At 62.3% G+C, this 24,715-nt stretch carries 25 protein-coding genes; 20 read left to right on the top strand and 5 right to left on the bottom strand.

Annotated elements, in window-relative coordinates:
• The 9 genes from FJ954_RS30520 to FJ954_RS30480 form a co-directional block, all read left to right on the top strand.
• Positions 1–588 (top strand): NAD-dependent epimerase/dehydratase family protein (locus tag FJ954_RS30520; RefSeq protein WP_140665731.1); only part of this gene is annotated, 588 nt, incomplete at its 5' end.
• Entirely contained in the window at positions 585–1,664 is a 1,080-nt protein-coding gene (locus FJ954_RS30515; protein ID WP_140665728.1) for an NAD-dependent epimerase/dehydratase family protein, read from the top strand. The genes FJ954_RS30520 and FJ954_RS30515, both read left to right, overlap by 4 nt.
• Positions 1,661–2,953 carry a TIGR04295 family B12-binding domain-containing radical SAM protein gene (locus tag FJ954_RS30510; RefSeq protein ID WP_140665725.1) on the top strand — a complete coding sequence of 431 codons (1,293 nt, stop codon included), beginning with the start codon at positions 1,661–1,663 and terminating at the stop codon, positions 2,951–2,953. Before FJ954_RS30515 ends, FJ954_RS30510 begins: the two co-directional genes overlap by 4 nt.
• Positions 2,938–4,038: a glycosyltransferase family 4 protein gene (locus FJ954_RS30505; RefSeq protein WP_140665723.1), complete on the top strand. Its 1,101-nt coding sequence runs from the start codon at positions 2,938–2,940 to the stop codon at positions 4,036–4,038. Before FJ954_RS30510 ends, FJ954_RS30505 begins: the two co-directional genes overlap by 16 nt.
• 2 nt (positions 4,039–4,040) lie before the next feature.
• The gene (locus tag FJ954_RS30500) at positions 4,041–5,171 is read left to right on the top strand and encodes a glycosyltransferase (protein ID WP_140665743.1); all 1,131 of its coding nucleotides are present in this window, start codon (positions 4,041–4,043) and stop codon (positions 5,169–5,171) included.
• The gene (locus FJ954_RS30495) at positions 5,168–6,262 is read left to right on the top strand and encodes a glycosyltransferase (RefSeq protein WP_140665720.1); all 1,095 of its coding nucleotides are present in this window, start codon (positions 5,168–5,170) and stop codon (positions 6,260–6,262) included. The genes FJ954_RS30500 and FJ954_RS30495 overlap by 4 nt, the downstream gene beginning before the upstream one ends.
• Positions 6,259–7,362 carry a glycosyltransferase gene (locus FJ954_RS30490; protein WP_140665717.1) on the top strand — a complete coding sequence of 368 codons (1,104 nt, stop codon included), beginning with the start codon at positions 6,259–6,261 and terminating at the stop codon, positions 7,360–7,362. Before FJ954_RS30495 ends, FJ954_RS30490 begins: the two co-directional genes overlap by 4 nt.
• Positions 7,363–7,385: 23 nt before the next feature.
• Positions 7,386–8,432, top strand: coding sequence for a UDP-glucuronic acid decarboxylase family protein (locus FJ954_RS30485; RefSeq protein WP_140617540.1), 1,047 nt, complete (start codon positions 7,386–7,388; stop codon positions 8,430–8,432).
• 80 nt (positions 8,433–8,512) lie between these two features.
• Positions 8,513–8,713 carry a hypothetical protein gene (locus tag FJ954_RS30480; protein ID WP_224582624.1) on the top strand — a complete coding sequence of 67 codons (201 nt, stop codon included), beginning with the start codon at positions 8,513–8,515 and terminating at the stop codon, positions 8,711–8,713.
• A gap of 6 nt (positions 8,714–8,719) precedes the next feature.
• Here the strand turns inward: FJ954_RS30480 and FJ954_RS30475 are convergent, their stop codons facing one another.
• Positions 8,720–10,465, bottom strand: coding sequence for a hypothetical protein (locus FJ954_RS30475; protein WP_140665714.1), 1,746 nt, complete (start codon positions 10,463–10,465; stop codon positions 8,720–8,722).
• 155 nt (positions 10,466–10,620) lie between these two features.
• Between FJ954_RS30475 and FJ954_RS30470 the strand changes: the two genes are divergently transcribed.
• The 10 genes from FJ954_RS30470 to FJ954_RS30425 all read left to right on the top strand — a co-directional run bounded on the left by FJ954_RS30470 (position 10,621) and on the right by FJ954_RS30425 (position 19,564).
• Positions 10,621–11,724, top strand: a complete 1,104-nt coding sequence (locus FJ954_RS30470) for an inositol-3-phosphate synthase (protein ID WP_140665740.1) — start codon at positions 10,621–10,623, stop codon at positions 11,722–11,724.
• A complete protein-coding gene (locus FJ954_RS30465; protein WP_140617543.1) occupies positions 11,721–12,317 on the top strand; it encodes a histidine phosphatase family protein in 597 nt (198 codons plus the stop codon). Before FJ954_RS30470 ends, FJ954_RS30465 begins: the two co-directional genes overlap by 4 nt.
• A gap of 14 nt (positions 12,318–12,331) precedes the next feature.
• Complete coding sequence (locus tag FJ954_RS30460; RefSeq protein WP_140665711.1) at positions 12,332–13,432, top strand: glycosyltransferase; 1,101 nt, start codon at positions 12,332–12,334, stop codon at positions 13,430–13,432.
• Complete coding sequence (locus FJ954_RS30455) at positions 13,432–14,235, top strand: sugar phosphate nucleotidyltransferase (protein ID WP_140665708.1); 804 nt, start codon at positions 13,432–13,434, stop codon at positions 14,233–14,235. Before FJ954_RS30460 ends, FJ954_RS30455 begins: the two co-directional genes overlap by 1 nt.
• Positions 14,236–14,237: 2 nt before the next feature.
• Positions 14,238–14,999, top strand: a complete 762-nt coding sequence (locus FJ954_RS30450; protein ID WP_140665705.1) for a TIGR04290 family methyltransferase — start codon at positions 14,238–14,240, stop codon at positions 14,997–14,999.
• On the top strand, positions 14,992–15,924 hold the full coding sequence (locus tag FJ954_RS30445; RefSeq protein WP_140665703.1) for a beta-xylosidase: 933 nt from the start codon (positions 14,992–14,994) through the stop codon (positions 15,922–15,924). Before FJ954_RS30450 ends, FJ954_RS30445 begins: the two co-directional genes overlap by 8 nt.
• A 129-nt stretch (positions 15,925–16,053) precedes the next feature.
• Positions 16,054–17,118, top strand: coding sequence for a glycosyltransferase family 4 protein (locus FJ954_RS30440; RefSeq protein ID WP_140665700.1), 1,065 nt, complete (start codon positions 16,054–16,056; stop codon positions 17,116–17,118).
• Positions 17,119–17,126: 8 nt separating this feature from the next.
• A complete protein-coding gene (locus FJ954_RS30435; protein WP_181177951.1) occupies positions 17,127–18,107 on the top strand; it encodes a GNAT family N-acetyltransferase in 981 nt (326 codons plus the stop codon).
• Between the two features lie 70 nt (positions 18,108–18,177).
• On the top strand, positions 18,178–19,263 hold the full coding sequence (locus tag FJ954_RS30430; RefSeq protein WP_246681172.1) for a class I SAM-dependent methyltransferase: 1,086 nt from the start codon (positions 18,178–18,180) through the stop codon (positions 19,261–19,263).
• Between the two features lie 124 nt (positions 19,264–19,387).
• Positions 19,388–19,564, top strand: a complete 177-nt coding sequence (locus FJ954_RS30425) for a hypothetical protein (protein WP_015319163.1) — start codon at positions 19,388–19,390, stop codon at positions 19,562–19,564.
• On the opposite strand, the gene FJ954_RS30420 is transcribed toward FJ954_RS30425, so the two are convergent.
• Entirely contained in the window at positions 19,565–20,128 is a 564-nt protein-coding gene (locus tag FJ954_RS30420; RefSeq protein WP_015319164.1) for a sigma-70 family RNA polymerase sigma factor, read from the bottom strand.
• A 291-nt stretch (positions 20,129–20,419) separates the two neighbouring features.
• Here FJ954_RS30420 and FJ954_RS30415 point away from each other — a divergent pair, with 291 nt between their 5' ends.
• Positions 20,420–22,531 (top strand): catalase, encoded by a 2,112-nt coding sequence (locus FJ954_RS30415; protein WP_140665691.1) that lies wholly within the window; start codon positions 20,420–20,422, stop codon positions 22,529–22,531.
• A gap of 68 nt (positions 22,532–22,599) precedes the next feature.
• On the opposite strand, the gene FJ954_RS30410 is transcribed toward FJ954_RS30415, so the two are convergent.
• From FJ954_RS30410 to FJ954_RS30400, 3 genes are all read right to left on the bottom strand, one after another.
• A complete protein-coding gene (locus tag FJ954_RS30410) occupies positions 22,600–23,094 on the bottom strand; it encodes a hypothetical protein (RefSeq protein ID WP_140665689.1) in 495 nt (164 codons plus the stop codon).
• A gap of 366 nt (positions 23,095–23,460) precedes the next feature.
• Positions 23,461–23,763 carry a hypothetical protein gene (locus FJ954_RS30405; protein WP_140665686.1) on the bottom strand — a complete coding sequence of 101 codons (303 nt, stop codon included), beginning with the start codon at positions 23,761–23,763 and terminating at the stop codon, positions 23,461–23,463.
• 236 nt (positions 23,764–23,999) lie between these two features.
• On the bottom strand, positions 24,000–24,662 hold the full coding sequence (locus tag FJ954_RS30400) for an isoprenylcysteine carboxylmethyltransferase family protein (RefSeq protein WP_140665683.1): 663 nt from the start codon (positions 24,660–24,662) through the stop codon (positions 24,000–24,002).
• Between the last annotated feature and the right edge of the window lie 53 nt (positions 24,663–24,715).

Below are 24,715 nucleotides of genomic sequence, written 5' to 3'. Positions count from 1 at the left end.
GACCTCGCCTCGATCTACGCGCTGACGAAATATGCCCAGGAACGCGCCGTGCTGATCTTTGGCGAAGCGTACAACATCGATGCGGTCGCGTTGCGCCTGTTCAATGTCTTCGGTGCCGGCCAGGCGCTATCAAATCCCTATACCGGCGTGCTGGCCAATTTCGCTTCACGTCTCGCCAATGGCCAACGGCCGATGATCTTCGAGGATGGCGAACAGAAGCGCGATTTCGTTCATGTGCATGACGTCGCCCGCGCCTTTCGCCTTGCGCTGCAGCAACGTCAGGCAAAGGGCCACGTCATCAACATCGGCAGCGGCCGCGCCTATGCGATCAGCGAAGTCGCGCGATTGCTGGCCGAAGCCATGGGAACCCCGAACCGTTCGCCCGAGCTGCTCGGCAAGGCGCGCTCCGGCGACATTCGCAACTGCTTCGCCGATATCTCCAAGGCTCGTGAGCTGCTCGGTTTCGAACCCGCCCTGCAATTGGAGAACTCTCTCGGGGATTTCGTTTCCTGGGTGCGCAACACGGCCGCCGTTGATCGCGGCGCCGAAATGAAGCGCGAACTCGAAGAGCGCGGGTTGGTGTCATGAGCCCGGGCGCACGCAACCGACGCGAAGCGCCGGTCGCCATCGTCGGCGGCAGCGGCTTCATAGGATCAAACCTGGCCGACAGCCTGTTGTCGGATGGCGAGCCAGTGCTGGTGGTCGACAATCTCAGCCGTCCCGGCGTCGAACAGAACCTGCAATGGCTCGCACAGAAACACGGTGGCCGCCTAACGGTCGAGACCATCGATGTGCGGGACGCCAATGCCTTGGCGCCGGCCCTGATGAGATGCAAGGCGATTTTCCATCTCGCCGCGCAGACGGCCGTCACCACGAGCCTAGTCCGGCCGGACGAGGATTTCGACATCAATCTTCGCGGCACGTTCAACGTGCTGGAAGCGGCGCGGCTGAGCGGCGAGCGCATCCCAGTGATTTTCGCCAGCACCAACAAGGTTTACGGCAGCCTCCCCGACGTCGCGGTTCGCGCGGACGACGACCGCTACATACCTTGCGATAGCGCGATCCAGGCCGGCGGGATCGACGAGGCTCGCGGCCTCGATTTCTGCACACCCTATGGCTGCTCCAAGGGCGCGGCGGACCAATATGTGCTCGATTATGCCAAGTCCTACGGCATGCCGACGGCGGTGCTGCGGATGAGCTGCATCTACGGACCGCGCCAGTTTGGAACCGAGGACCAGGGTTGGGTAGCGCACTTCCTGCTCAGCGCCCTGACGGGACGGGAAATCACCATCTATGGCGACGGCAGGCAGGTGCGCGACATCCTGCACGTCTCCGATGCGGTCGCCGCCTACAGGGCCGTGCTGGACGGGATCGAGATCACCAAGGGCCAGGCATTCAATCTTGGCGGCGGACCTGAAAACGCGCTCAGCCTGCGTATGCTGTTGAGCGAGATCCGCAGCTTGACCGGTCGCGAGCTCTCGGTCCGCCATGATGGGGAACGGACCGGCGACCAGCCCTTCTTCGTCGCCGATACCCGCAAGATCGAAACCGCGCTTGGCTGGAAGGCGCAGGTTGCGTGGCGCGAGGGCATTCGCGATCTCGCCGACTGGCTGCAGCGCCACCGGCTTGAGCCCCGCCCCGAAGCCGTGAGGTACGTCGCATGAGAATAGCCCTCGTCAACCCGTCCTGGACATATGACGACAGCATCTATTTCGGCTGCCGCCAACCGCATCTGCCCCTGGAACTCGGCTATTCGAAAGCCCTGCTCGAGGCGGCCGGGCATGAGGTGCTCATGCTGGACGGACAATTGCAGAGGCTCGACAATTCCGGGCTCTGCGAACGCGTGGTTGATTTCGCGCCGGCAATGACGGTTGTCAGCACCGCGCCGACCTATCTGTTCTGGCGCTGCGCACCGCCGGAATTGCGGGTGCCGGCCGATTTCCTCAATCGCCTGGCCGGGCGTGGCGGACGCACGGTCGCGGTCGGGCCACATGGTTCGGCGACACCGGCGCCGACCTTGCGCAAGCTGGGCGTCGACATTGTCGTGCGCGGCGAATGCGAGGAAGTCGTCGCGGAACTTGCACGACGCGACGATTGGAGCGCGGTACCCTCAACCGCCTATCTGCGGGACTCCAAGCTGGTGTCGAACGGCGGCGTCCATTCCAGTTCGTTTGTCGATCACCCGCCGCTGGAATGGCCATCCGACTGGATTGCCGCCCATTCGCATCACCATCACCGGTTCGATGACCAACAGCTTGGATTCGGCGCCGAGGTCGAGGCGTCGCGCGGCTGTCCCTACAATTGCAGCTTCTGCGCCAAGATCGATTTCCGCGATGCCTATCGCCGCCGCAACCACGAAGCGGTGGTGACTGAAATCGATAGGCTGATCGCCCAGGGTGTCGGCTACATCTACTTCATCGACGAAATCTTCCTGCCCCAAAAAGCGTTGCTGGAGGCGTTGGTCGGCCGCGATGTGAAATTCGGCGTCCAGACCCGCATCGATCTGTGGAAACCCGAGCTGCTGGAACTGCTGGGCGCGGCAGGCTGCGTGTCCATCGAAGCCGGCCTCGAAAGCCTGACGGTGGAAGGGCGGGCCATGCTGGCGAAGCGCTGCCGGCTGGGCACCGAGGAGCTTGCCGCGCTGCTGGTCAAGGCCAGACGCCACGTTCCCTTCGTCCAGGCCAATCTGATCGGCGTCGTCGAGGACGATCCTGCCCTTGTCGATCACTGGCGCACCCACCTGATCGACAATGGCGTGTGGGCCAATGAACCCGTGCCGCTTTATCCATATCCGAGTTCGCCCAGCTATCGCGAGCTTTGGGGCGAACCCGACGACCTCGCCTGGGAGCGCGCCCATGATCATTACCTCGCATCGTTCCAGAAGTTCAGCGACATCCAGGAAAAGCGCCCGCGCCCGCTGGCGGAACTGGAGGCGGCATGTTGCGGACACTGACGCCACGCAAGCGCCGCATCCTGATGACCGTCGACGCCATGGGCGGAGTATGGCGCTATGCGCTTGATCTCGGCCGGGAACTGGTCAATGGCGGCGACAGCGTTGTGTTCGCCGGGCTGGGGCCGCAACCATCCAGGCAACAGGCCGAAGAGGCACGGTCCTTCGCGACGCTCATCTGGTTGAATACGCCACTGGACTGGATGACCCGCAGCGCCGGCGACCTCGACCGTCTGCCGCTGGAATTGCGTGCGCCGATACGCGACTACGCCATCGACCTTGTCCATCTCAACGGACCGACGCAGGCCGTGGGGTTGGACGCGCCTTGCCCAGTCATAGTCGTCTCGCATTCATGCGTGACGACATGGTTCCATTCCGTCAAGGGACAGGCGTTGGATAGCGCATGGAGCTGGCAGAAAGAGCGCAACAGGCGCGGCTTCGACAGGGCCGACGCAGTCATCGCCCCAAGCCGCAGCCATGCCGAGATGCTCGAGACCTGCTATGGCCCGATCGCACGCCTTCACGTCGTCGGAAATGCCGCACGCCCCGTCCCGACAGCAGAAACCCGCCAGCCGCTCGTCTTCGCCGCCGCCCGCTGGTGGGACGAGGGAAAGAATGTGGTGGTGGTCGACCAGGCCGCCTCGTTGACGCAATGGCCTCTCTTTACAGCCGGTTCGCTTCACGGCCCGAACGGCGAGCGCGCCACCGTCAACCATGCCGTTCCTCTCGGAGCACTGCCGCATGGCGAGGTTCGCTCCCTGATGGCCCGCGCCGGTATTTTCGTGTCTCCGTCGCTCTACGAACCGTTCGGTCTGGCGGCTCTGGAAGCGGCCATGTCGGCAACGCCCCTGGTGCTCTCGGACATCCCGACCTATCGCGAGTTATGGGACGGGGCCGCGATGTTCTTTGACGGTCGCGACCCGCATGATCTCGCTGCCTGCATCAATCGTCTTTCCAGCGATGCGGGGCATAGGCGGGAGCTCGGCCACGCCGCCCTCCGCCGAAGCCGCAGGTTCACCCTGGGGAGACAGGCAGCGGCCATGCGCGATGTCTACGAAAAGGCGGCGCTGGCCGTGGCGGAGCGCTGATGATGCGCTTTTTGTTCTACACCCACTCGCTCGTCTCCGACTGGAACCACGGCAATGCCCATTTCCTTCGCGGCGTCATGCGCGAACTGGTGGCGCGCCGGCACCAGGCCATCGCTCTGGAGCCGGCGGACGGCTGGAGCCGATCGAACCTGCTGGCCGAGAAGGGATCCTTCGCGATCGAACGTTTTCGCAAGGATTTCCCCGAATTGATGCCGGTGACCTACGATGCCGCGTTCGACCATGAAGCCTGGATCGCCGAGGCCGACGTGGTGATCGTCCACGAATGGACCGACCCGGAGCTTGTCGCTCGCATCGGCCGTGCCCGGGCCGATGGCGGCAAATTCACCTTGCTGTTTCACGACACCCATCACCGCGCCGTGTCGGCCACCGAGGCAATCTCGGCGCTCCGCCTGGAACATTATGATGGCGTTCTCGCCTTTGGCGAAGCGCTGCGCGAGAGCTATCTGCGCGCCGGCTGGGGCAAGCGCGTCTTCACCTGGCATGAAGCGGCGGACGATCGGCTGTTCAAACCGCACCCAGAAATCCACGCGACGTCCGACCTGGTCTGGATCGGAAACTGGGGCGATGACGAGCGGACGGCCGAAATCCAGGAATTCCTGATCGAACCAGTGCGCGATCTCGGTCTTCAGGCCACTGTTCACGGTGTCCGCTATCCCGAGCCGGCACTTGCCGATCTGGCAGCCGCCGGTCTGCGCTACGAAGGGTGGATCGCCAATGCCGACGTGCCGAAGGCATTCGCCGCGCATCGTGTCACCGTGCACATCCCGCGGCGTCCTTATCGTCAAGGCTTGCCGGGAATTCCGACGATCCGCATGTTCGAGGCACTTGCCTGCGGCATCCCGCTGATTTCAGCGCCTTGGTCCGATGTCGAGCAGCTTTTCAGGCCCGGCGTCGACTTCCTGTTTGCCGAGGATGGATCGCAAATGCGCCAACACCTCCAGGCGGTGTTGGCCGATCCCGAGTTTGCGGCCTCGCTGGTGACCTCGGGTCTCGAGACCATCCGCTCGCGACACACCTGCCGTCACCGCGCCGACGAGCTGTTCGACGTGCTCTGGCAATGCACGACCCTGCACACCGCCGAGCTGACCGCCGCAAAGGAAGCCGCAGCATGAAGATCGCATTCTATGGATCGAGCCTTTTGTCGTCCTACTGGAACGGCGCCGCGACCTATTACCGAGGATTGCTGAAGGCGCTTTCGCAACTGGGCTACGAAATCACCTTCTATGAGCCTGACGTCTATGACCGGCAGAAGAACCGCGACATCGAGGCGCCGGACTGGTGCTCTGTCGTCGTCTACGAGGCAACCCAACATGCCCTGATGCAGGTGGCGGCCCGTGCGGCCGAGGCCGATATCGTCGTCAAGGCGAGTGGCGTCGGCTTCGAGGACGAGGCGCTGCTGCGCACCGTGCTCGACCACGCCCGCAGTGATGCGCTCGTCGTATTCTGGGATGTCGACGCGCCGGCGACGCTCGCCCAGCTGCGCGACGAGCCGGACCACCCGCTGCATCGTGCGCTGCAAGAAATCGACCTTGTGCTGACCTATGGCGGCGGCGATCCCGTGGTCTGGGCCTATCGTGCCATGGGCGCGAACGAGTGCGTGCCAATCTACAATGCGCTCGATCCCGAAACGCACCACCCGGTCGCTAGGAATGCGCGTTTTGCCTGCGATCTGGCGTTCCTCGGAAACAGGCTGCCGGATCGTGAAGCGCGTGTGGGATCGTTCTTCCTCGATCCTGCGAGCCAGCTGCCGGAACAACGTTTTCTTCTCGGCGGATCTGGGTGGGGCGACAAGCCGCTCCCCGCCAATGTCGGCTGGCTCGGCCATGTCGGCACCCGCGATCACAACGCCTTCAATGTCACGCCGAAGGCGGTGCTGAACATCAGCCGCGACAGCATGGCCGCGAACGGTTTTTCACCCGCCACGCGTGTCTTCGAGGCGGCCGGCGCCGGCGCTTGCCTGATCACCGATGCCTGGCTCGGCGTCGAGCTGTTCCTGAAGCCCGACGAGGAGATCCTTGTGGCGCGCGACGGCGGCGATGTCGCCGAGATCATGCAGGCGCTGACCCCCGTTCGGGCAAAGGCGATCGGCCAGGCCGCACTTCGACGCGTTCTCGCCGATCATACCTACGCATTGCGGGCGGCCGTGGCTGATGCGGTCTTCAAACGGCATTTGACGCACGGGACCGTGGAGGCAGCCGAATGACCAGGCAGTTGGACATCGTCTTTCTCGGCCTGTCGCTTTCCTCGTCCTGGGGAAACGGCCATGCCACCACTTTTCGAGGTCTGTTGAAAGGCCTCCACCAACTCGGCCATCGCGTAACTTTTCTGGAGCGCGATGTGCCGTGGTACGCCAATCACCGCGATTTGCGCGACCCGGATTTCTGCGCCTTGCGCTACTACGAAACCGTGCAGGAACTGCAACGCGACTACGCGCGGTGTCTGCAACAGGCCGATGTCGTGGTGATCGGCTCCTTCGTACCGGAAGGGCGCGCGGTGATCGACACCGTCGCTCCACTTTGCAAAGGACAACTCTGCTTTTACGACATCGACACGCCGGTGACCCTGGCGAAGCTGTCGGCGGACGATTGCGACTATCTGAGCTGGCGCCAGATCCCCTACTTCGACATCTATTTCTCTTTTGCCGGCGGCCCGATGCTTGCCGATCTGACGCAGACCTTCGGCGCACGCCGCGCCGAGCCGCTCTACTGTTCGGTCGATCCGGAACGGCATCACCGCACCGCCGATCCGATCGGCTGGGATCTCGGTTATCTCGGCACCTACAGCGCCGACCGGCAAGCCACGCTCAACGCGCTTCTGCTCGAGCCTGCACGGCGCATGCCGGATCGGCGTTTCGTCGTGGCCGGCTCGCAATATCCGTCCGACATCGACTGGCCCGACAATGTCGAGCGCATCGAACACTTGCCGCCGGCCGATCATGCCGCATTCTATAGCCGTCAGCGCTACACCCTGAACGTCACACGCAGTTCCATGATTGCCGCGGGATGGTCGCCCAGCGTGCGCCTTTTCGAAGCCGCGGCTTGCGGCACGCCGATCATCAGCGACCGCTGGCCAGGCCTCGACAGCTTCTTTCCCGCATCGACGATCCACACGGCCAGGATGGCGGACGAGGTCGTCGCGATCCTGTCCCGGGAATCGGCTCGTACACGTCTCGCCATGGCCGACCGGGCACGCGAACTCGTCCTTGCCTCCCACACCGGTGCGGCCAGGGCTCGCGAATTCATCACGGCGCTTACGCAAAAGGGGGCGGTGGTCGTCGATCTCGATATCGGAAGTGCAGCATGACTGGCAGACAGGAGAAAATCGCGATGCGACAAACAAAAAAAGCGCAAAGGGCAAAGACGGTGCTCGTCGCCGGTGGCGCGGGCTTCCTCGGTTCGCATCTTTGCGAAGCATTGTTACGCGATGGCTGGCGTGTGATCTGCGCCGACAATTTTCTTACCGGTCGCATGGAGAACATCAACGCGATCATGGACCAGCCGGGTTTCCGGCTGATCGAGCAAGATATCTGCCGGCCATTGGACCTGGGCGAGCCGGTGGATCGCATTTTCAACATGGCCTGCGCCGCCTCGCCGCCGCGTTACCAGGCCGATCCGATCCACACCACGCGAACCTGCGTCATCGGAACGTTGAACCTGCTCGAACTCGCCGCCCGCAACGACGCGCGATTGCTGCAGGCCTCCACGAGTGAAGTGTATGGCGATCCGGAGCAACATCCGCAGAGGGAAGATTATGTCGGCCATGTGAACTGCACCGGCCCACGCGCCTGCTACGACGAAGGCAAACGCACCGCCGAAACACTTTGCTTCGACTATCTGCGAGCCGGCAAGGCCGACGTTCGTGTCGCGCGTATCTTCAACACCTACGGGCCGAGAATGGATCCGGCGGACGGCCGCATCGTCTCGAACCTGATCATGCAGGCGCTCGAGAAGCGCCCGCTGACGATTTTCGGCGACGGCATGCAGACGCGATCCTTCTGCTACGTCTCCGATCTGATCGATGGGTTGATGGGCCTTATGGATATCAATCCCAATCCGGGCAAGCCCGTCAATCTGGGCAACCCCGGCGAATTCACCATTGTGCGACTGGCGGCATTGGTGAAGGCTATGACCGGCACCAAATCGGATATGACGTTCCTGCCCCTGCCGCAGGACGATCCTCGACGCCGGCAGCCCGACATCTCGCGCGCAAAAACGCTGCTCGGCTGGACGCCAAGAGTGCCTCTCACCGAGGGGCTCGCGCGGACGATCAGCTATTTCGCCACGCTTGAAGGCGGCTCGATCGGCGATCAAATGGCAGGACGCTCCACAAGGGCGAGACCCACGTCAGGCGGGCTGCAGAACCTCCCTGCCTGATGCCGGACCGCGGTCACATCTTCGCATCGATTCCCGCGGGAACATCCAGGCAAGCTTTTGGTTTGACGGGAGGACCACATATGGAGGACCTCCTCATGCACCCCAAGCGATCTCGGACCGATATCGACAGGATGGCGGAACGAGAGACGGCTGCGTATTTGCGGCGAGCCTCAATCACCTATCTGGAGTGCTGTGTCAGCCTGATGATGACGCATCTGCAGCGGGAGGAGGTGGCCAGTATTCTCGAGCAGGAAGCAGACATGCTGCGCAGGCTGGATTGATGCAGACTAATCGGCCCTGGCCTGGCCCAGGAACCGTGTCAGCCCTGCCTCATATCGGTTTGCCGTCTCCTCCAGCCTTGCTCTTTCCCAGCCATTCTCGGATTGGGCGGCCATGCTCCACAGCCCGAGCTGAAACGCCAAATAGCAAGGTTTGAAATAATCGATGAGCCTGGTGTCGATGCGGCTATCCATGCCGCCGATCAACGTCGCCGCCTCGGCTTCGGACAAGTCATATTCCACGCAGGCGCCGGCAATATCCCATTCTATCGGCTGGCAGCCGATCAGATCGTGTCCTCGGCAATGGTCGACTGCATCCGTCTTGATCAACGTGCCATCGGAACCGACCAGAAACTCCCAGGGATGCAGCCTGCCGTCGATCTCAACCCGTTCCAACACCTTTGCGGGCGTCTGCTTCGAGAACCAGGTCCGCAGTCTAGCCGCCTGGCTTTCGCCCAAAGCTTCGGAAGCATTGTGAACCGCCATCTCCGCGAGGGCGAGCAATGATGCGCCGGCTTCGCAGGTCCGCAGATTGGTCGCACGCCAGGCCAGATAGCGTGTGAACGCCGCGACAAGTCTCTGCCTGGACAGCGGCAGCTGATCCATCGTGGTTCCATCGGTCCACCGTTCGACCAGAAAACCGTGGCAGACCCCGATGACTTGCGGTCCGAATCCGGCTTGATGCAACATCCTGGCGGCTTGCATCTTGCGCAGCCCGGTTTCGCCGAAGCCGACAAATTTGACAAGCCAGCGACCTTGACCCGCGGAGGCCAGGAACTTTCGCCGTTCGGTGCCGCGCGTGCTCGGTGGCCAGCGCTTTTCGTCGGCGTAGTGAAGGGAGCGCCACGCGCCCCCGGATATTTCGGTCAAGCGCAATTTCGGACTGCCGACCGCCTCGGCTACCCAATCGCGCAGCGTTGGACTTTGCGAGCTTTCGGGGAAGGTGCGTTCGAACGTCATCGCCACATGCCTGCGGCAGCGCACCCATGTCTCCCGAACATCCGGCGAGGCTTCGGCGCCCGGATCGCCCGAATGGCTGGGGAACAGGTGAATGCGGTCCGTATCGATGCCCTGTTTTCTCAGCCACGCGACGACGGCGTGGACCGAACTACCCGACAGGCCGGGACCTTCGTCGACGACCGCGAAACGAGCCGACGGCTCGTTCCTCCAGGCCGCGACCAAACGCGGATCGGCATTGAGGCGCCGATCGAAAGGATGCCCGATCGGGCGCACGCTAATGGGCGCCGGCGCACCGATCGCGGCCGCCACCATGGCCGCGAGCCCCAGGCCGATGCTGCGGATGCCGATCACGCATGTGTTCGCATCGAGACCTGATACCTGCGCCGCGCCGAGATAACTCTCTGGATAAAGCGCATAGTGCGCGTAGCCCTCGGCCGAGCCGGTCAAAACCTCTGCCTTGCAATCGAGCCCGGCCAGCATTTGGAGAAGTCGCAGGTCGATGCCACCGTCTACGGCGAACCCGTTTCGCGACGACCTCGCCACCTCTGCCGCAAGCCCGACCAGCAGCCTGGCGCCTTGCTGCTGCGAAGGCGAATTGGTGTCGACGCCCCGGGCCTTGAAGTCGACATCCGCGAGCCCCTGGACCAGTTCCGACACGCTGACGAACAGCCCGACCAATGCGGCATGGCGCCGGATGCCGCAAGGTATGCGATCGAGGCCTTGGGCCATTTCGATCGCCGCCTTCTGAAGCTGTCGTGCGTTCTCGGTCCGCTTGTGGTCGCCGTAGACGATCATTGGTCGATTTCCGATGCTTGCCGTGCGGGCAACGCGGCGCGCGCAGCTTCGATCCATGCTGCTTCGCGCAATTTTTGACCAAGCCAAGGAACATTCCGGCACGGTGGCGGTTCGGCGCAAGGAACTTACCTTTGAACAGCATAGGCGGCAGTTTCGTGGGATCGAAAAAAGTTCGTGTTGGTATCGTTGGAGTGGGCAATTGCGCATCCTCCCTGGTGCAGGGCCTCTCCTATTATCGCCATGCCAAAAGCAACGAACCAATCCCGGGGCTGATGCATGCCGATCTCGGTGGCTATCACGTCGACGACATCGAAATTGTCTGTGCGTTCGATGTCGCCAAAAGCAAGGTCGGCCGTGACGTCGCGGATGCGATCTACGCTCCCCCCAACAACACGTTCCGCTTTGCCGACGCGCCGACGACCGGCGTTCTCGTCGAACGCGGGCCGACGCTTGACGGGATCGGCAAATATCTGCGCGACGAAATCGAAGAAGCGCCCGAACCGGTTGCCAATGTCAGCGAGATCCTGCGCGACAGCGGAGCCGATGTGTTGGTCTCCTACCTGCCGGTGGGTTCGGAAGAGGCGACGCACTTCTACGCTGAATGCGCGCTCGAGGCCGGCTGTGCCTTCGTCAATTGCATACCGGTTTTCATCGCCTCGCGTCCGGAATGGCGCCGGCGCTTCGAGCAACGTGGGCTGCCGCTGGTCGGCGACGATATCAAGAGCCAGGTCGGCGCCACCATCGTGCACCGGTTGCTGGCCAATCTCTTTCGCGAGCGCGGCGTGCGCATCGATCGCACCTATCAGTTGAATTTCGGCGGCAACACCGATTTTCTCAACATGCTCGAACGCGAGCGGCTGGAATCGAAGAAGATCTCCAAGACGCAATCGGTAACCAGCCAGCTCGATGTTCCCCTGGAGCCGGGCAACATCCATGTCGGCCCCAGCGACCACGTGCCTTGGCTCACCGACCGCAAATGGGCCTACATCCGCGTCGAAGGCACGACCTTCGGCGGCGTGCCGCTGAATGCCGAGCTCAAGCTGGAAGTGTGGGATTCGCCCAATTCAGCCGGCGTGGTGATCGATGCGGTGCGCTGCGCCAAGCTCGCGCTCGACCGCGGCATTGCCGGGGCGCTGACGGGTCCTTGCAGCTATTTCATGAAATCGCCACCCGAACAGTTCACCGACGCCGAAGCGCGCCAGCGCACGCTCGCTTTCATCGCCGGTAAGGACGAGCCATTGCTGGATGCCGCGGAATGACGACGACGTTCTTTTTGATCCGCCATGCGGCGCACGACAATGTCGGCTCGTACCTTGCGGGCCGCATGGCCGGTGTATGTCTCGGCGAGGCCGGCAAGGCTCAAGCCGAGCAGCTTGGCGGCCGCATGGCCCGTGAGACGATTGCAGCCATTCTATGCAGCCCGCGCGAGCGCACGCAGGAGACGGCGGTTCCGATCGCTCTCGCTTGCGGTGTCGGCGAAATCGCGATCCGCGCCGAACTCGACGAGATCGACTTCGGCGACTGGTCGGGGAAGACTTTCGATGAATTGAACGGCGATGCCAGTTGGCGCGCGTGGAACGATCAGCGGCAGGAGGCCCGGACACCGAGCGGCGAGACCATGCTGGATGTCCAGGAGCGCATCGTCTCGCTGATGAACGGCGTCCGCGAGCTGCATCAGAACCAATGTGTCGCCCTGATCAGCCACGCCGATGTGATTAAGGCCGCCGTCTGCAAGGTGCTTGGCTTGCCGGTAGGCGACTGCTTTCGCTTCGACATCGATCCCGCCTCGATCACGACGATCGTATCGGGCGACTGGGGCTCGAAGCTCCTGCGATTGAACGAAGCTGCCTGACGAGGAAATTCCCCATGCGGATGGTCATTTTCGGTCTTACCGTCACGTCTTCATGGGGAAACGGCCATGCCACGCTGTGGCGTGGGCTGATCCGCGCCCTCGCCCGGCTGGGCTGGTCGATCACCTTTTTCGAACGCGACACCCCCTATTATGCCGGGACCCGCGATCTGGATCAACTCGATGGAGGCAACGTCGTCATCTATCCGGACTGGGAGGACATCCGCCGCGTCGCGGAACGGGCGATGAAGCAAGCGGATGTCGTGGTCGTCACCTCTTATTGTCCCGACGCCGTCGAGGCTTCGCGCCTCGCGCAGCAGGCATGCCGCGGACTGCGTGTCTTTTACGATCTCGATACTCCAGTCACGCTTGCCCGCGTCGAACAAGGTGAGCGGCCGCCCTATTTCGGACCTGAAGGCCTTGCCGACTACGACCTCGTCCTGAGCTACACCGGCGGCCCGGCGATCGAGGCGCTGAAGACGGTGCTGGGCGCGCGCCGCGTGATGCCGCTCTACGGGCATGTCGATCCGGACCAGCACCGGCCGGCAGAGAAGCGGGCCGAATTCGCCGGTGATCTGTCCTATCTCGGGACCTACGCGGCGGATCGCCAGGCCGGCGTCGAAAAGCTTCTGGTCCGCCCGGCCGCGCGCCTGCCCGACCAGCGCTTCATCATCGGCGGCGCACAATATCCGCAGGAATTCCCATGGAGCGACAACATCTTCTTCGTCAGGCATCTGCCGCCCGCCGACCATCCGGCGTTCTTCTCCTCGTCGCGGCTGACACTGAACGTCACCCGCGAAGCGATGGCGCAAAAGGGCTGGTGCCCGTCGGGACGGCTCTTCGAAGCGGCCGCGTGTGGAGCTGCCATCGTCACCGACGCATGGCCAGGCCTCGCGGAATTCTTCGAACCCGGCCGCGAAGTGCTGTTGGCGCGCGACACGGATGATGTGGTCGCGGCACTGCAATTGCCGGAGTTCGAGCTCGACGGCATTCGAAGGCGAGCCCGCGAACGGGTCTTGGGCGAGCACACTTCCGCCAAGCGCGCAGCGGAACTGGACAAAATCCTGGCCGATGCCTTGCGAAACCCAGTCGGTGAACCGATGAAGGAAGCAGTCTGATGTTGGGCATCGTGCCTGCTGCCGGACGCGGCAGCCGCATTCAACCGCTCGGCTTCTCGAAGGAGCTGCTGCCGGTCGGCAGCAGGATCGACGGACAGACCGAACGTCCCTGCGCCGTGAGCGAGTATCTGGTACGGCGCATGGTCCAGGCCGGCGTCGACAAGATTTGCTTCATCATCGGATCGGGCAAATCCGACATCCTCGAATATTATGCCGCCGGCTACGGCGAGGCGGCAGCGCTCTTCGTGGTGCAGCCTCAACCCGTCGGTCTCTGTGATGCTATTTTCCGGGCAGCGCCCCTCGTCGCGCCCGACGAGGTCGTCCTCGTCGGCCTTCCAGACACGATCTGGTTTCCCGACGACGGTTTCTGTCACTTGCCTGACGATCAGCTTTCATTTCTGCTCTTCCCGGTGGATAGCCCGGAATTCTTTGACGCCGTCGTTACCGATGATGAGGAGCGGGTGATCGAAATCCAGGTCAAGCGGCAGGACGCCGCCACGAACTGGGTTTGGGGCGCGTTCAAGATGCCCGGCCATATCCTGCATCGGCTTGCGGCACTCTGGCGCGAGCGGGATGGTCGTGACGAATATATCGGCACGTTGATCAACGCCTACCTTGCGGGCGGGGGTGTGGCCTATGGGGTCAAGGCAGGGTCCGCTTATGTCGATGTCGGTACTTTCAACGGGTATCGCACAGCTCTGCGGTTGCTTGAAAACGGCGTCCCGTCAGCTCATCACCAGCCCGCAACGATCATGCCCGGCGCGCATTCGCATGTGCCTGTCGTTCCGGGCGAAGGAGCCTGACCATGTTGCATTCCCATGCCGAAATCCGCCGGCGCATCGACGCGCTCGGCCCGTGGTTCCACAATATGGAACTGGCCGGCGTCGAAACCGCGCCCGACCACTTTCTCGGTAACTACCCGCTGATCAAATGGCGCAAATTCGCCGATGCCATACCCGCTGATCTGACCGGCAAGACCGTGCTGGATATTGGCTGCAATGCCGGCTTCTACTCGATCGAGATGAAACGGCGGGGCGCCGCCCGTGTCCTCGGGATCGATTTCGACGAGGCCTATCTGGCGCAGGCCCGCTTTGCCGCCGAGATCGCGGACTGTGATATCGAATTCCAGAAGCTGTCGGTCTACGACGTCGGTGCCCTGCGCGAGACATTCGATGTCGTGCTCTTCATGGGAGTGCTTTACCATTTGCGCCACCCGTTGCTCGCGCTCGACCTGATCCGTGAGCACGTCGCCGGCGACCTGATGATCTTTCAGTCCATGCAGCGCGGCAGCAAGGACCTGCCCGCGTTGGAAGAGAACTATCATTTCTGGACGCATGATTTGTTCGACCAGCCGGAATTTCCCAAGCTGCATTTCATCGAACACCGCTATGCCGACGATCCGACCAACTGGTGGATACCGAATCGGGCCTGCACCGAAGCGATGCTGCGCAGCGCCGGTTTCGAGATCGTTCTGCATCCCGAGCAGGAGGTCTATTTCTGCCGCGCTGCCGGCGATCCGGCCGGCGGTGGCGCGATATATCCGTCGAAAGGAAAGCTCCATGATTGAAGCCGCGATGATCTGGAACGAGCCCAACAACAAATCGCATTGGGACCCCGAACTCGACCCCGATTGGAGCCGCTTTGCCAGGATGGCAGTCCTGTCGGCGGACGCGATCGCATCCGAGAACCCGGCTCTGACAAAAGTGCTTGGCGGCATCTCGCCGATAGACCCCGGCTTTATCACGCGCATGAAGGAATTCGGCGTGCTGGACCATGTCGACGCCGTCGCTGTTCACGGCTTTCCCCTCGACTGGAACCTGTGGCAAATTCAGGAATGGCCGCAGAAGATCGGTGAGATCGCGACCGTCACCGACCTCCCCATCTGGGTCAGCGAGGTCGGCGTATCGACCTTCGGGGCCGAGGAAATACAGGTCTGGGGGCTCAAGCGCACCGCCGAATTGCTGCTCGGCAACGCACCGCGAATCCAGTGGTACAGCCTCTACGACCTTCCGCGCGAATGGGAAGCAACGACGCGGCATCGCGAGGCGGAGGGATCTTCCTATTACCGCCATTTCCACATGGGGCTGCTGCGCCAGGACGGTACGCCAAAACCGGCGCTGGAAGAATTCCTACGCTACACACCCGCAATGGGCCTGGTGCAGTGGTTTCATTTCGAGGACCCGCGGCTGGACGATGCCGTCGCCTGGATGAAGCGGCTCGGCGTGACCAATATGCGCACGGGGCTTTCCTGGGCCGATAGCTTCAGGCCGAATGCGTTGGACTGGTTCGACCGACAGATGGAAGCACTCGCCGCTTTCGACGTCACGGTCACCTTCTGCTTCACACCCGAGCATCGCGGAATGATGCCTCACCACACCAGCCCTCCGCTGGTGCCCGAGGAATTCGCCGAGTTCTGTGCAACGATGATCCGCCGCTACGCGCCCGGCATGACGTCCGCCTCGCTCCGGACGCAGCGGGCCTCGGCTGCGTGAAGCTCTCATGCGACCCGGTCCGCGATCATTGGATGCACTGACCGAGGTCAAGGCTCTCGGCCCCTTCGAGATCGGCACCAGGTCGTGCGCAACCGCCCTCGCCCATCCCGCACCATGGCTCGGTCGGCCATGACGCTCACCGTCCTCAATGTCGCCTATCCCCTCGCGCCTGTCGGACCGGATGCGGTCGGGGGTGCCGAACAGGTCCTGTCGATGCTCGATCGCGCGCTGGTTGGCGCGGGTCATCGGTCTATTGTCGTCGGCTGCCGGGGCTCCAGCGCGAGCGGCACGCTTGTGGAAACACCGGCGGAAGGCGGCGTGCTCGACGAGGCGGCGAAGAGCCGCGCGCAGCAGGCTCATCGAACCGCGATCGCGGCTGTCCGCGCCAGGTGGCCGATCGATGTGGTTCATCTGCATGGCATCGATTTCGATGCCTATCTGCCCGACGATGGCCCGACCTTGGTGACCCTTCACCTGCCGCTGGACTGGTATCCGGCCGGGGCCTTGCAGCCGACGCGCGACGACCTGTGGCTTCATGCAGTCTCGGCCGCCCAGCAGAAAACCGCGCCACCCGGCGCCAAACTGGCCCCGCCAATTCCGAATGGAGTAGACATAGAGGCGCTCAGCCTGCCGCAGCCAAAGCGCGACTTCGCACTGGTCCTGAGCCGCATCTGCCCGGAAAAGGGCATCCACCTGGCGCTGGACGCGGCCAAGCAGGCAGGGGTGCCGCTGGTCGTCGGCGGTAAGGTCTATCCCTATGAAACGCACACGCGTTACTTTCGCGACGAGGTCCAACCTCGCCTCGACGGCCGCCGCCGCTTTCTTGGTCCGCTCGGTTTCACCGCCAAGCGACGCTTTCTCAACGCAGCGCGCTGTCTGGTCATCCCGAGCCTTGCCGCCGAGACCAGCTCCCTCGTCGCCATGGAGGCGCTGGCCTGCGGCACACCGGTGATCGCCTTTCCGAATGGTGCGCTTCCGGACGTGATTGAGCACGGCAAGACCGGTTTTCTCGTCAATACGGTCGACGAGATGGCACAAGCCATCGTTGCGGCGTCAAGCCTGGACGTCGAGACATGCCGCGCCGAGGCGCGACGGCGGTTCTCGCTGGAGCGAATGATCTCGTCTTACATGGATGCCTATCAAGCATTGGCACGACTTGGCACCGATGCCGGGCGCCTCGCCGTCACGCCGTGAGCGAGCCTGTGTTGCGCGGTCAGATCATTGATGATCCGGCGCAATTCGATGCGCTTGCGGCGGATTGGTGGGGACTGTGGGAGCAGAGTTCCTCGGCGACGCCGTTTCAATCTCCTGCGTGGCTGGTGCCATGGTGGCGCACATTCGGGCCCGGCGACCTGGCGACGGTCGCGGTCTGGCGCGGAAGCGAACTGATAGGGCTGGCGCCGCTTTATCTGGAGCACGGGACCGCCGGCTCGAAACTTCTTCCGGTCGGCATTTCGCTCAGCGACTATCTGGATATCCTGTGTGTTCCCGGCGTCGAAGACCAGGTCGCGGCCATTGTTGCCGAAAAGATCCTCTCGGTCGGCTGGTCGCAGTGGATCCTGTCGGATTTGCCGGAAGGCGGCGCCGGTCTTGCGATTGCGCATCCCGATCTGAAGGCGGGGCGGCCAGCCACTCATGGTGCTTGCCCCGTGCTCGCCATCGCCGGAGACGATACCCTTGCAGGCTGTGTACCCTCCCGGCGCCGGCGCCAGTTGCGACGGGCGCGGCAGGCCGCATCCAGACGCGGCCGGATCGCGTTGTCGTCGGCACGAGGCGATCCTCAAACCTTCCTCGATCAGTTGATCCGCCTGCACGACGCGCGCTGGGCCGGACACGGAGGTGGCGTGTTGGCCGACGCGGCTGCAGAGGAATTCCACAGGCGCTCACTTCCCTTGCTCGACGCTCGCGGCCTGGTCCGATGCTGGCTTTTGGCAATCGATGGCAGGACGGTCGGGGCCTATTACGGCTTCCACCATCGCGGTCGTGCCTATGCCTATCTCGGGGGCTTCGACCCCGCCTATGCCGAAGAGAGCCCAGGGGCGATCCTGATCGGCCACGCGATCGCGGAATCGATCCGCGAAGGTGCGCGCGAGTTCGATTTCCTGCGCGGCCAGGAAGCCTACAAATATGGCTGGGGCGCCATCGACAGGTGGACGATGCGCAGGGTCTGGACGCGGAGTTGATACCATGCCTGCAACCAAGCCAAAATCCGCTCCGCGCCGCACAACGATCAGATCGGCTGTTGAAGACTGCATGGCGGATGGTGTTTGCGCCGAAGCAGTCGTCGCCAGGCTGGCGCTTCACCTGCAGACGGGGATCAGGGCGGCGGAACTGGCAAAGATCGTGCTGGATATCGTTCCGTCGAATGCGCGAGACGCGGAAAGGCTGCAAGAGATAGCCGGGTTGCTTCGCCGCAAGCCTGATGTTTTTGCAACGTTGCGAGCGACGGGAGCGGCCGTTCGGCACACACGCGACGACGGGGAGACCGGTGCCGCCGTCGTCACGCGGCTGGCCTCGAGCTTCGATGCGGCGGCAGCGATTTCGGAGACAGCAAGTGTCCAGCTCGCATCCCTAGGGGATGAGGAAAGGCTCTCGGCCACGACCGACGAAGTCGTCGCCTGGCTCAAGCAGCAGGACTTCTCCGGAACCCGCCGGGATATTCTGGACATTGGTTGTGGCATCGGCCGTTTCGAGCATGCGCTTTCCAACTCCTTCAACCGCATGATCGGCATCGATATATCCTCGCGGATGATCTCCATCGCCTCCGAACGGTGCGCCGCGCTGGGCAATGTCGAGTTGCGGCAAACCTCCGGTCTCGATTTGAGCGAATTCGACGACGGCAGTTTCGATTGCGTGCTGGCGGTCGACAGCTTTCCTTATCTGGTTCTGGCGGGCATGGCCGAGGGGCATTTCGATGAGATCGCACGCGTTCTGAAACGGCCTGGCTGGCTCGCCTTGCTGAACTATTCCTATCGCGGATCGCTTTCGTGGGACCGCGCCGACATCGGCCGCCTGGCGGAAGCTCACCAAATGCGGGTCGTCATCAATGGCGAGAAGCCGTTTCGGTCATGGGATGGCGAGGCTTTCCTACTTGCTCGTGGCGGCGGAACATTACTGCGCGCCGCCAGTTCGGACGTCGAACCAGAGGCGCCGAAGATCGGCACCGACCCGAAGGAGGAAATCATGGCACCCGCGGCAAGAAAGATCGGCTGCGGGAAGCAGCACGGCGATGAGCGTGGGCTGGACCGCAATCTCGTCAAGTCCGATCAATATCAGGATCATGCCGCCGACCAGGCGCCGAAGAACGCCGTCACCCCATGTCCTTTGCCTGCAGCGTAAGGCCAAGGAAATAAAGCTGTGCAAGGATTGGCGGCAACCCTGCCGGGGGCGGACATCGCCTTGTAATGTCCGGCGTTTGTCACCACACTAAAGTCAGGGACTGCTGGTTATCAAGAGAATATGGATGTCTCACTCGAGCGACGATACCGCGGACCCGCAATTCGGTCTGGCCATGGATCAGGAGATCACTTCTCTCCTGGACGCCATAGAGCAGGAAAAAATTCCAGACCGGCTAACCAGGCTGGCCATGGAGTTGCAAAACGCGCTGGTTGAGAAACGTCGACGTGACGTGCAGAACTGATTATCTGCGGCTGTCACCCTCCATATCGAGTTGACCATCCGATAGATGATTTCGTCTTTCGATTAGTGTCTGCAACGAACTCTCCCCAAGCAACTCGAGAATATTGGCGCGGGCACGGTTCAGCCGACTTTTTACCGTCCCCACCGCGCAGCCGCATATCTCGGCCGTTTCTTCATAACTCACCCCCAGAACGCCAATCAGCATCAGAACCTCGCGTTGGTGTTCCGGTAACTTTTGTATGGCGGCGTGGACTTCCTTGCTTTGAACGCTCCATTCCTGGGTGGCTTCCGAAATCGGTCGGGACGATGCGCAGTCGAGCAGGCCTGGCGCTTCCCGGGCAGCGATCTTGACCCGGGTGTAGTACGTGTTGCGCATGATAGTGAAGAGCCACGACTTCATGCGTGTGCCGGGTTCGAACTTGTCGATGTTGGCGAGACCCTTGGTCAGTGTCTCCTGTACCAGATCGTCGGCATCGTCGGGGACGCGGCAGAAGGTACGCGCGAAAGCCCGCATGGCGGGTATGAGCTCAACGATGGAAACTTCATTGGTTTCTTGGTCGGCCAAAATGTAGCCTCCGGATGACAATGGTCCAGCTCCCAGAAGAAGAGTGTATGAACGCAGCCCCTGCTAAATGCATGGAAGTTTGGTTCGTTCCTCGCGCTGAAGACAACTCTTCAGAAATTCCGCGCAGCGGGGGCATCTTACCCAATCGGCCCATGCCGTCGCCGCGATAGGGATGTCGCCTTGGGCGATGCACGCGCGCGCAGCGGTTCTTTCACGGGAACAAAGCCGCGCACCGGCAGTTTGACCTCCTGAGTACTTCCACCCCCCCTCCGGCATCAAACGAGGTATGTCATGGCCAAATCCGCCCGTCGCTCCGCTCGCCAATCGGCAAGTGGACAGGAACCGGATAGCGCGCGCGGAAACGGCGGGGAATTGCACCAGATCGCCGGGGGTGAGACGCCCACTCTGACCACGGCGCTCGGAACACCGGTCTCCGACGATCAAAACACATTGCGGATCGGCGAACGCGGACCAGCGCTGATCGAGGACTCTCATTTTCGCGAGAAGATTTTCCACTTCGACCACGAACGCATTCCCGAAAGGGTCGTCCATGCCCGCGGCTACGGCGCGCATGGTTACTTCGAAACCTACGAGTCTCTGGCCAAATACACGCGTGCCGATATTTTCCAGAGGGCCGGCGAAAAGACACCGGCCTTCGTGCGCTTCTCGACGGTTGCCGGCAACAAAGGCTCGTTCGATCTCGCCCGCGACGTCCGCGGCTTCGCGGTCAAGCTCTACACCAGGGAAGGCAATTGGGATCTGGTCGGCAACAATATCCCGGTCTTCTTCATCCAGGACGCGATCAAGTTTCCCGACCTGATCCATGCCGCCAAACAGGAGCCGGACCGGGCCTTTCCTCAAGCCCAGACCGCTCACGATAATTTCTGGGACTTCATCAGCCTGATGCCGGAATCGATGCACATGGTGATGTGGATCATGTCGGATCGCGCGATCCCGCGCTCCTTCCGCTTCATGCAGGGCTTTGGCGTCCACACGTTCCGCCTGGTCAACGCGAAAGACGAATCCACCTTCGTCAAATTCATTTGGAAGCCAAAGCTCGGCATGCAATCGGTGGTCTGGAATGAGGCGGTCAAGATCAATGGCGCCGATCCAGACTTTCACCGTCGCGATCTATGGGACGCCATCCAGTCCGGCAATTTCCCGGAGTGGGAGTTGACGGTGCAATTGTTCGATCAGGCGTTTGCCGACAGCTTCGACTTCGACATTCTGGACGCAACCAAGATCATTCCTGAAGAGGTGCTCGAACCGATCCCGGTCGGGCGGCTGGTGCTTGACCGGATGCCGGATAATTTCTTCGCGGAGACCGAGCAGGTTGCCTTCATGACGCAGAATGTGCCGCCCGGAATTGACTTCTCCAACGATCCGCTTCTGCAGGGCCGCAACTTCTCCTATCTCGATACCCAGTTGAAACGGCTGGGCAGCCCGAACTTTACTCATCTTCCGATCAATGCGCCGAAGTGCCCGTTCGCCCATTTCCAACAGGACGGACACATGGCTATGCGCAATCCGGTCGGTCGCGCCAACTATGAACCGAATTCATGGGGGCTGGGACCGCGCGAGGATCCGCAACGCGGCTTCCGTTCCTTCGCCGATGCCGAGGACGGGCAGAAGGTGCGTCTGCGCGCGGAAAGCTTCGCCGATCACTACAGCCAGGCCCGGCAATTCTTCAACAGCCAGACACCACCGGAGCAGCGCCACATCGCCATGGCGCTGACCTTCGAATTGAGCAAGGTCCAGGCACCGGCGATCCGCGAACGCATGGTTTCGCATCTGCTGAACATCGACGAAACCCTGGCGACCACCGTCGCGGACAAGCTCGGCATTCGGAATATGCCCGACCCTGCGGAGGCAGCCGTTCCGACGCGCGACGACCTGCCGCCTTCGCCGGCGCTCAGCATCATCGAGAACGGGCCTGACAGTTTCAGGGGCCGCAAGGTCGGCGTCTTGCTTAGCAATGGAACCGACCCCGCGCTGTTCGAAGAGCTCCGTTCCGCCATCGAAACGGAAGGGGCCGTGATGGAGGTGATCGCGCCCAAGGTGGGCGGCGTCGACGCGGCTGACGGCACCCACATCGAGGCCAGACACATGATCGACGGCGGCCCGTCTGTGTTGTTCGACGCCGTGGTGCTGCTCCTCTCCGAGGAGGGTGCCGAGATGCTGCTCGACGAGGCGGCCGCGAGGGACTTCGTGTCAGATGCGTTCGCCCATTGCAAATTCATCGGCTTCACAGCGGCAGCCCAACCTCTCCTGGCCAAGGCGGGCGTGGCGCCCGATGCCGATGAGGGGCTGATCGGGCTTGATAACGCAAGTTCCGTGAAGACGTTTATAGAGGCGTGCCGCAAACTGCGGCTGTGGGCACGGGAGACCGCCGTCAAGCTTTGATGCGGAGAGCCATGCGCTGTCATACCGGCGCATGGCTGCAAGGCCCGGTATGCAGCCATGCCTAGACCCTATGGTTGGCGGGCCCCTCTGGCGGCCTGTTCTCGCTGCTGTTTCAGGACCTCGTCGGTCCCGACCAGCTTCTTTGCTCCGCCTGGAATTGCCGTGGACACCACCGCGGGCGGGTCGCTTGCCGGAAAAGAATCCTCCAACCCTGCCTGCAGTTGATCCTCGAGCGTCCGCGGTTCTTCGGAGCGGCCGGGCGTCCTGCGTGTATCCATCTTCTCCAGCGACTGTTTCTTCTTTGGTGACTCATTGGCTTCGCGGATCAAGGCATAAAGCTGCTCGATCGCGAATTCCTTGACCGTTTCGAAATCGGGCCGATCGTCCTTCGTCGCCTCTATCTGATCGACCATGGCCTTCTCGAACCGCCCAAGGCTTTCACCGCCGCAGGCATGGGAAAGGCGCAGCAATGCCTCGTGCAGCATCATCGGGGTGAAGTAAGCCGACGCTTCAAGCTTGAGTTGCCGCAGACGATCCGGAGTGGCAGCCTGGAATTTTGACATGGACGGTGTCCTTTCTTTCACGAGCGTGTCAACGACAGTTGATCGCCGATGTTCCACCACGCCTGAACATATTTCATGTCCAGCGACCTACCGGAACCAGCTTGCCGGCCTTCCGGAACCGTCCATGATCTTGCGTGACTGGTCATGATGAGCCGGTTCTCCACAAGGCGCCGGCGGCCGCTTTCCAACATGTCACGATTTCTTGTGATGAAGGATGCAGGTCCGGCACGCGCCTGCCAACCCGATCGAGCGGACGGCGTTGCCTGGCGCCATCGCGGCTCATCGGCGCCCCTGCAGCAAGAACACCGCCCGATCAGTCGCCCCCAGGGAGAAGAACGACTTCGGGCGGCGCTCCGAGCCAGTGGCTCATTTGTTGCAGTTCTGCACGTTCGACGTCGTGTTGCCGGTGGCGGTGTTGTTGTCGATGTCGTTGCCCGCGGCATCCTTGCAGCGGTCGGTCATGCCGTTCGACTTGGTTGTCGAATTTGTCGTGCTCGGGTCGGCGGGCGTGGTCGTCGCACCGGAACCCGTGCCGACGCCGGTGCCGGTCGTGGTGCCACCACTGGTGGCGCCGGACGTCGAGCCTGAACCGGTGCCGTTCGACTGTGCCATGGCCGACGTGGCCAGAGCGACCGTAAGCACGGTGGCGGAGAGAAGTTTGGTGATCATTGGAGCATCTCCTTTGGTTGTGTACTGCTTCCACCAAACCTGTCTTTCCCGGATATGTTCCGAGTGAAACGCTCTTCGGCCAAATTCTCATGGATGGGTTCTTGTGCCGATGCGAACGCTTTCGGCGCGCCTGGGTTTGCTTGCAGCGGTCGGCGTTGGGCGCTGGATCGCCACGCAGATCAAGCGCGCGATCGCGCCTTAATGCGCTATGCGGCTCCGTTCAGGAGGACCGAACATCAGTGGCCGGGCGCAGGCGCCGCTCGACGGAAACGCGGGAGCAGCATTGGGACGCGTTGGGCATATGCCTCATATTCAGGGAAGGTCTGTCGAAGGATACCTTCCTCGTTGCGGGCGCGCCGGTACTGCAGAAGAAACTGAAGCGCACCGAGGACCACCATCAGCGCTGAAAAATGCGAGAGGATCATCCCGAGAACGAATGCCAACTCACTAACGTATAGCGGATGGCGAACAACCGAGTACGGACCGGAGGTGACCAGCTGTCGGGCCGTAGCCATGATCGAGAAGGAGCGGCCCAGCCAATAGAGGCAAAACACCGAGCTGACCATCCCGATGAAAATCAAGCCGAGCGCCACCATTTGCACGGCGTCGCTTTCCAATGCCGGTGTCAGAAACATTGCAACGACGACCATGAACGTCCCGGCCATCGCTGTGATCCTCGGTTCGATTCCCTGAGCGGTTCCTTTTGGCGGGAGTCGGCTGATAGTCAGGAAGACCTGCAAGGCAGACAACACGGTCGCCAGAATTTGATTCAGGACTGCAAGCGCATTTGCCGATACGTTCTGATGGAAATAGGCAAACAGAGGAATCGCGCTGAGAACCGCCAGGACCGTCATGATACAGACGATCGCGATACGGCCGAGAAAATCCTCATTCAACATTTCGCCCTCCCCTCAAAGCGGCACTGAAGCACTACTTGCGCGCGGCGACAAGC

It is taken from the genome of Mesorhizobium sp. B2-3-15 (assembly GCF_006442875.1).
Classification (GTDB): domain Bacteria; phylum Pseudomonadota; class Alphaproteobacteria; order Rhizobiales; family Rhizobiaceae; genus Mesorhizobium; species Mesorhizobium australicum.
The sequence above is the reverse complement of the archived record's forward strand: the minus strand, read 5'-3'. Positions and strand labels throughout refer to the sequence as shown.

Excerpts from the sequence above, each read along its gene's own strand:
- FJ954_RS30515 (WP_140665728.1), top strand. The coding sequence starts at position 585 with ATGAGCCCGGGCGCACGCAACCGACGCGAAGCGCCGGTCGCCATCGTC.
- FJ954_RS30510 (WP_140665725.1), top strand. The coding sequence starts at position 1,661 with ATGAGAATAGCCCTCGTCAACCCGTCCTGGACATATGACGACAGCATC.
- FJ954_RS30505 (WP_140665723.1), top strand. The coding sequence starts at position 2,938 with ATGTTGCGGACACTGACGCCACGCAAGCGCCGCATCCTGATGACCGTC.
- FJ954_RS30500 (WP_140665743.1), top strand. The coding sequence starts at position 4,041 with ATGCGCTTTTTGTTCTACACCCACTCGCTCGTCTCCGACTGGAACCAC.
- FJ954_RS30495 (WP_140665720.1), top strand. The coding sequence starts at position 5,168 with ATGAAGATCGCATTCTATGGATCGAGCCTTTTGTCGTCCTACTGGAAC.
- FJ954_RS30490 (WP_140665717.1), top strand. The coding sequence starts at position 6,259 with ATGACCAGGCAGTTGGACATCGTCTTTCTCGGCCTGTCGCTTTCCTCG.
- FJ954_RS30485 (WP_140617540.1), top strand. The coding sequence starts at position 7,386 with ATGCGACAAACAAAAAAAGCGCAAAGGGCAAAGACGGTGCTCGTCGCC.
- FJ954_RS30480 (WP_224582624.1), top strand. The coding sequence starts at position 8,513 with ATGGAGGACCTCCTCATGCACCCCAAGCGATCTCGGACCGATATCGAC.
- FJ954_RS30475 (WP_140665714.1), bottom strand. The coding sequence starts at position 10,465 with ATGATCGTCTACGGCGACCACAAGCGGACCGAGAACGCACGACAGCTT.
- FJ954_RS30465 (WP_140617543.1), top strand. The coding sequence starts at position 11,721 with ATGACGACGACGTTCTTTTTGATCCGCCATGCGGCGCACGACAATGTC.
- FJ954_RS30460 (WP_140665711.1), top strand. The coding sequence starts at position 12,332 with ATGCGGATGGTCATTTTCGGTCTTACCGTCACGTCTTCATGGGGAAAC.
- FJ954_RS30455 (WP_140665708.1), top strand. The coding sequence starts at position 13,432 with ATGTTGGGCATCGTGCCTGCTGCCGGACGCGGCAGCCGCATTCAACCG.
- FJ954_RS30450 (WP_140665705.1), top strand. The coding sequence starts at position 14,238 with ATGTTGCATTCCCATGCCGAAATCCGCCGGCGCATCGACGCGCTCGGC.
- FJ954_RS30445 (WP_140665703.1), top strand. The coding sequence starts at position 14,992 with ATGATTGAAGCCGCGATGATCTGGAACGAGCCCAACAACAAATCGCAT.
- FJ954_RS30440 (WP_140665700.1), top strand. The coding sequence starts at position 16,054 with ATGACGCTCACCGTCCTCAATGTCGCCTATCCCCTCGCGCCTGTCGGA.
- FJ954_RS30430 (WP_246681172.1), top strand. The coding sequence starts at position 18,178 with ATGGCGGATGGTGTTTGCGCCGAAGCAGTCGTCGCCAGGCTGGCGCTT.
- FJ954_RS30425 (WP_015319163.1), top strand. The coding sequence starts at position 19,388 with ATGTCTCACTCGAGCGACGATACCGCGGACCCGCAATTCGGTCTGGCC.
- FJ954_RS30415 (WP_140665691.1), top strand. The coding sequence starts at position 20,420 with ATGGCCAAATCCGCCCGTCGCTCCGCTCGCCAATCGGCAAGTGGACAG.
- FJ954_RS30410 (WP_140665689.1), bottom strand. The coding sequence starts at position 23,094 with ATGTCAAAATTCCAGGCTGCCACTCCGGATCGTCTGCGGCAACTCAAG.
- FJ954_RS30405 (WP_140665686.1), bottom strand. The coding sequence starts at position 23,763 with ATGATCACCAAACTTCTCTCCGCCACCGTGCTTACGGTCGCTCTGGCC.
- FJ954_RS30400 (WP_140665683.1), bottom strand. The coding sequence starts at position 24,662 with ATGTTGAATGAGGATTTTCTCGGCCGTATCGCGATCGTCTGTATCATG.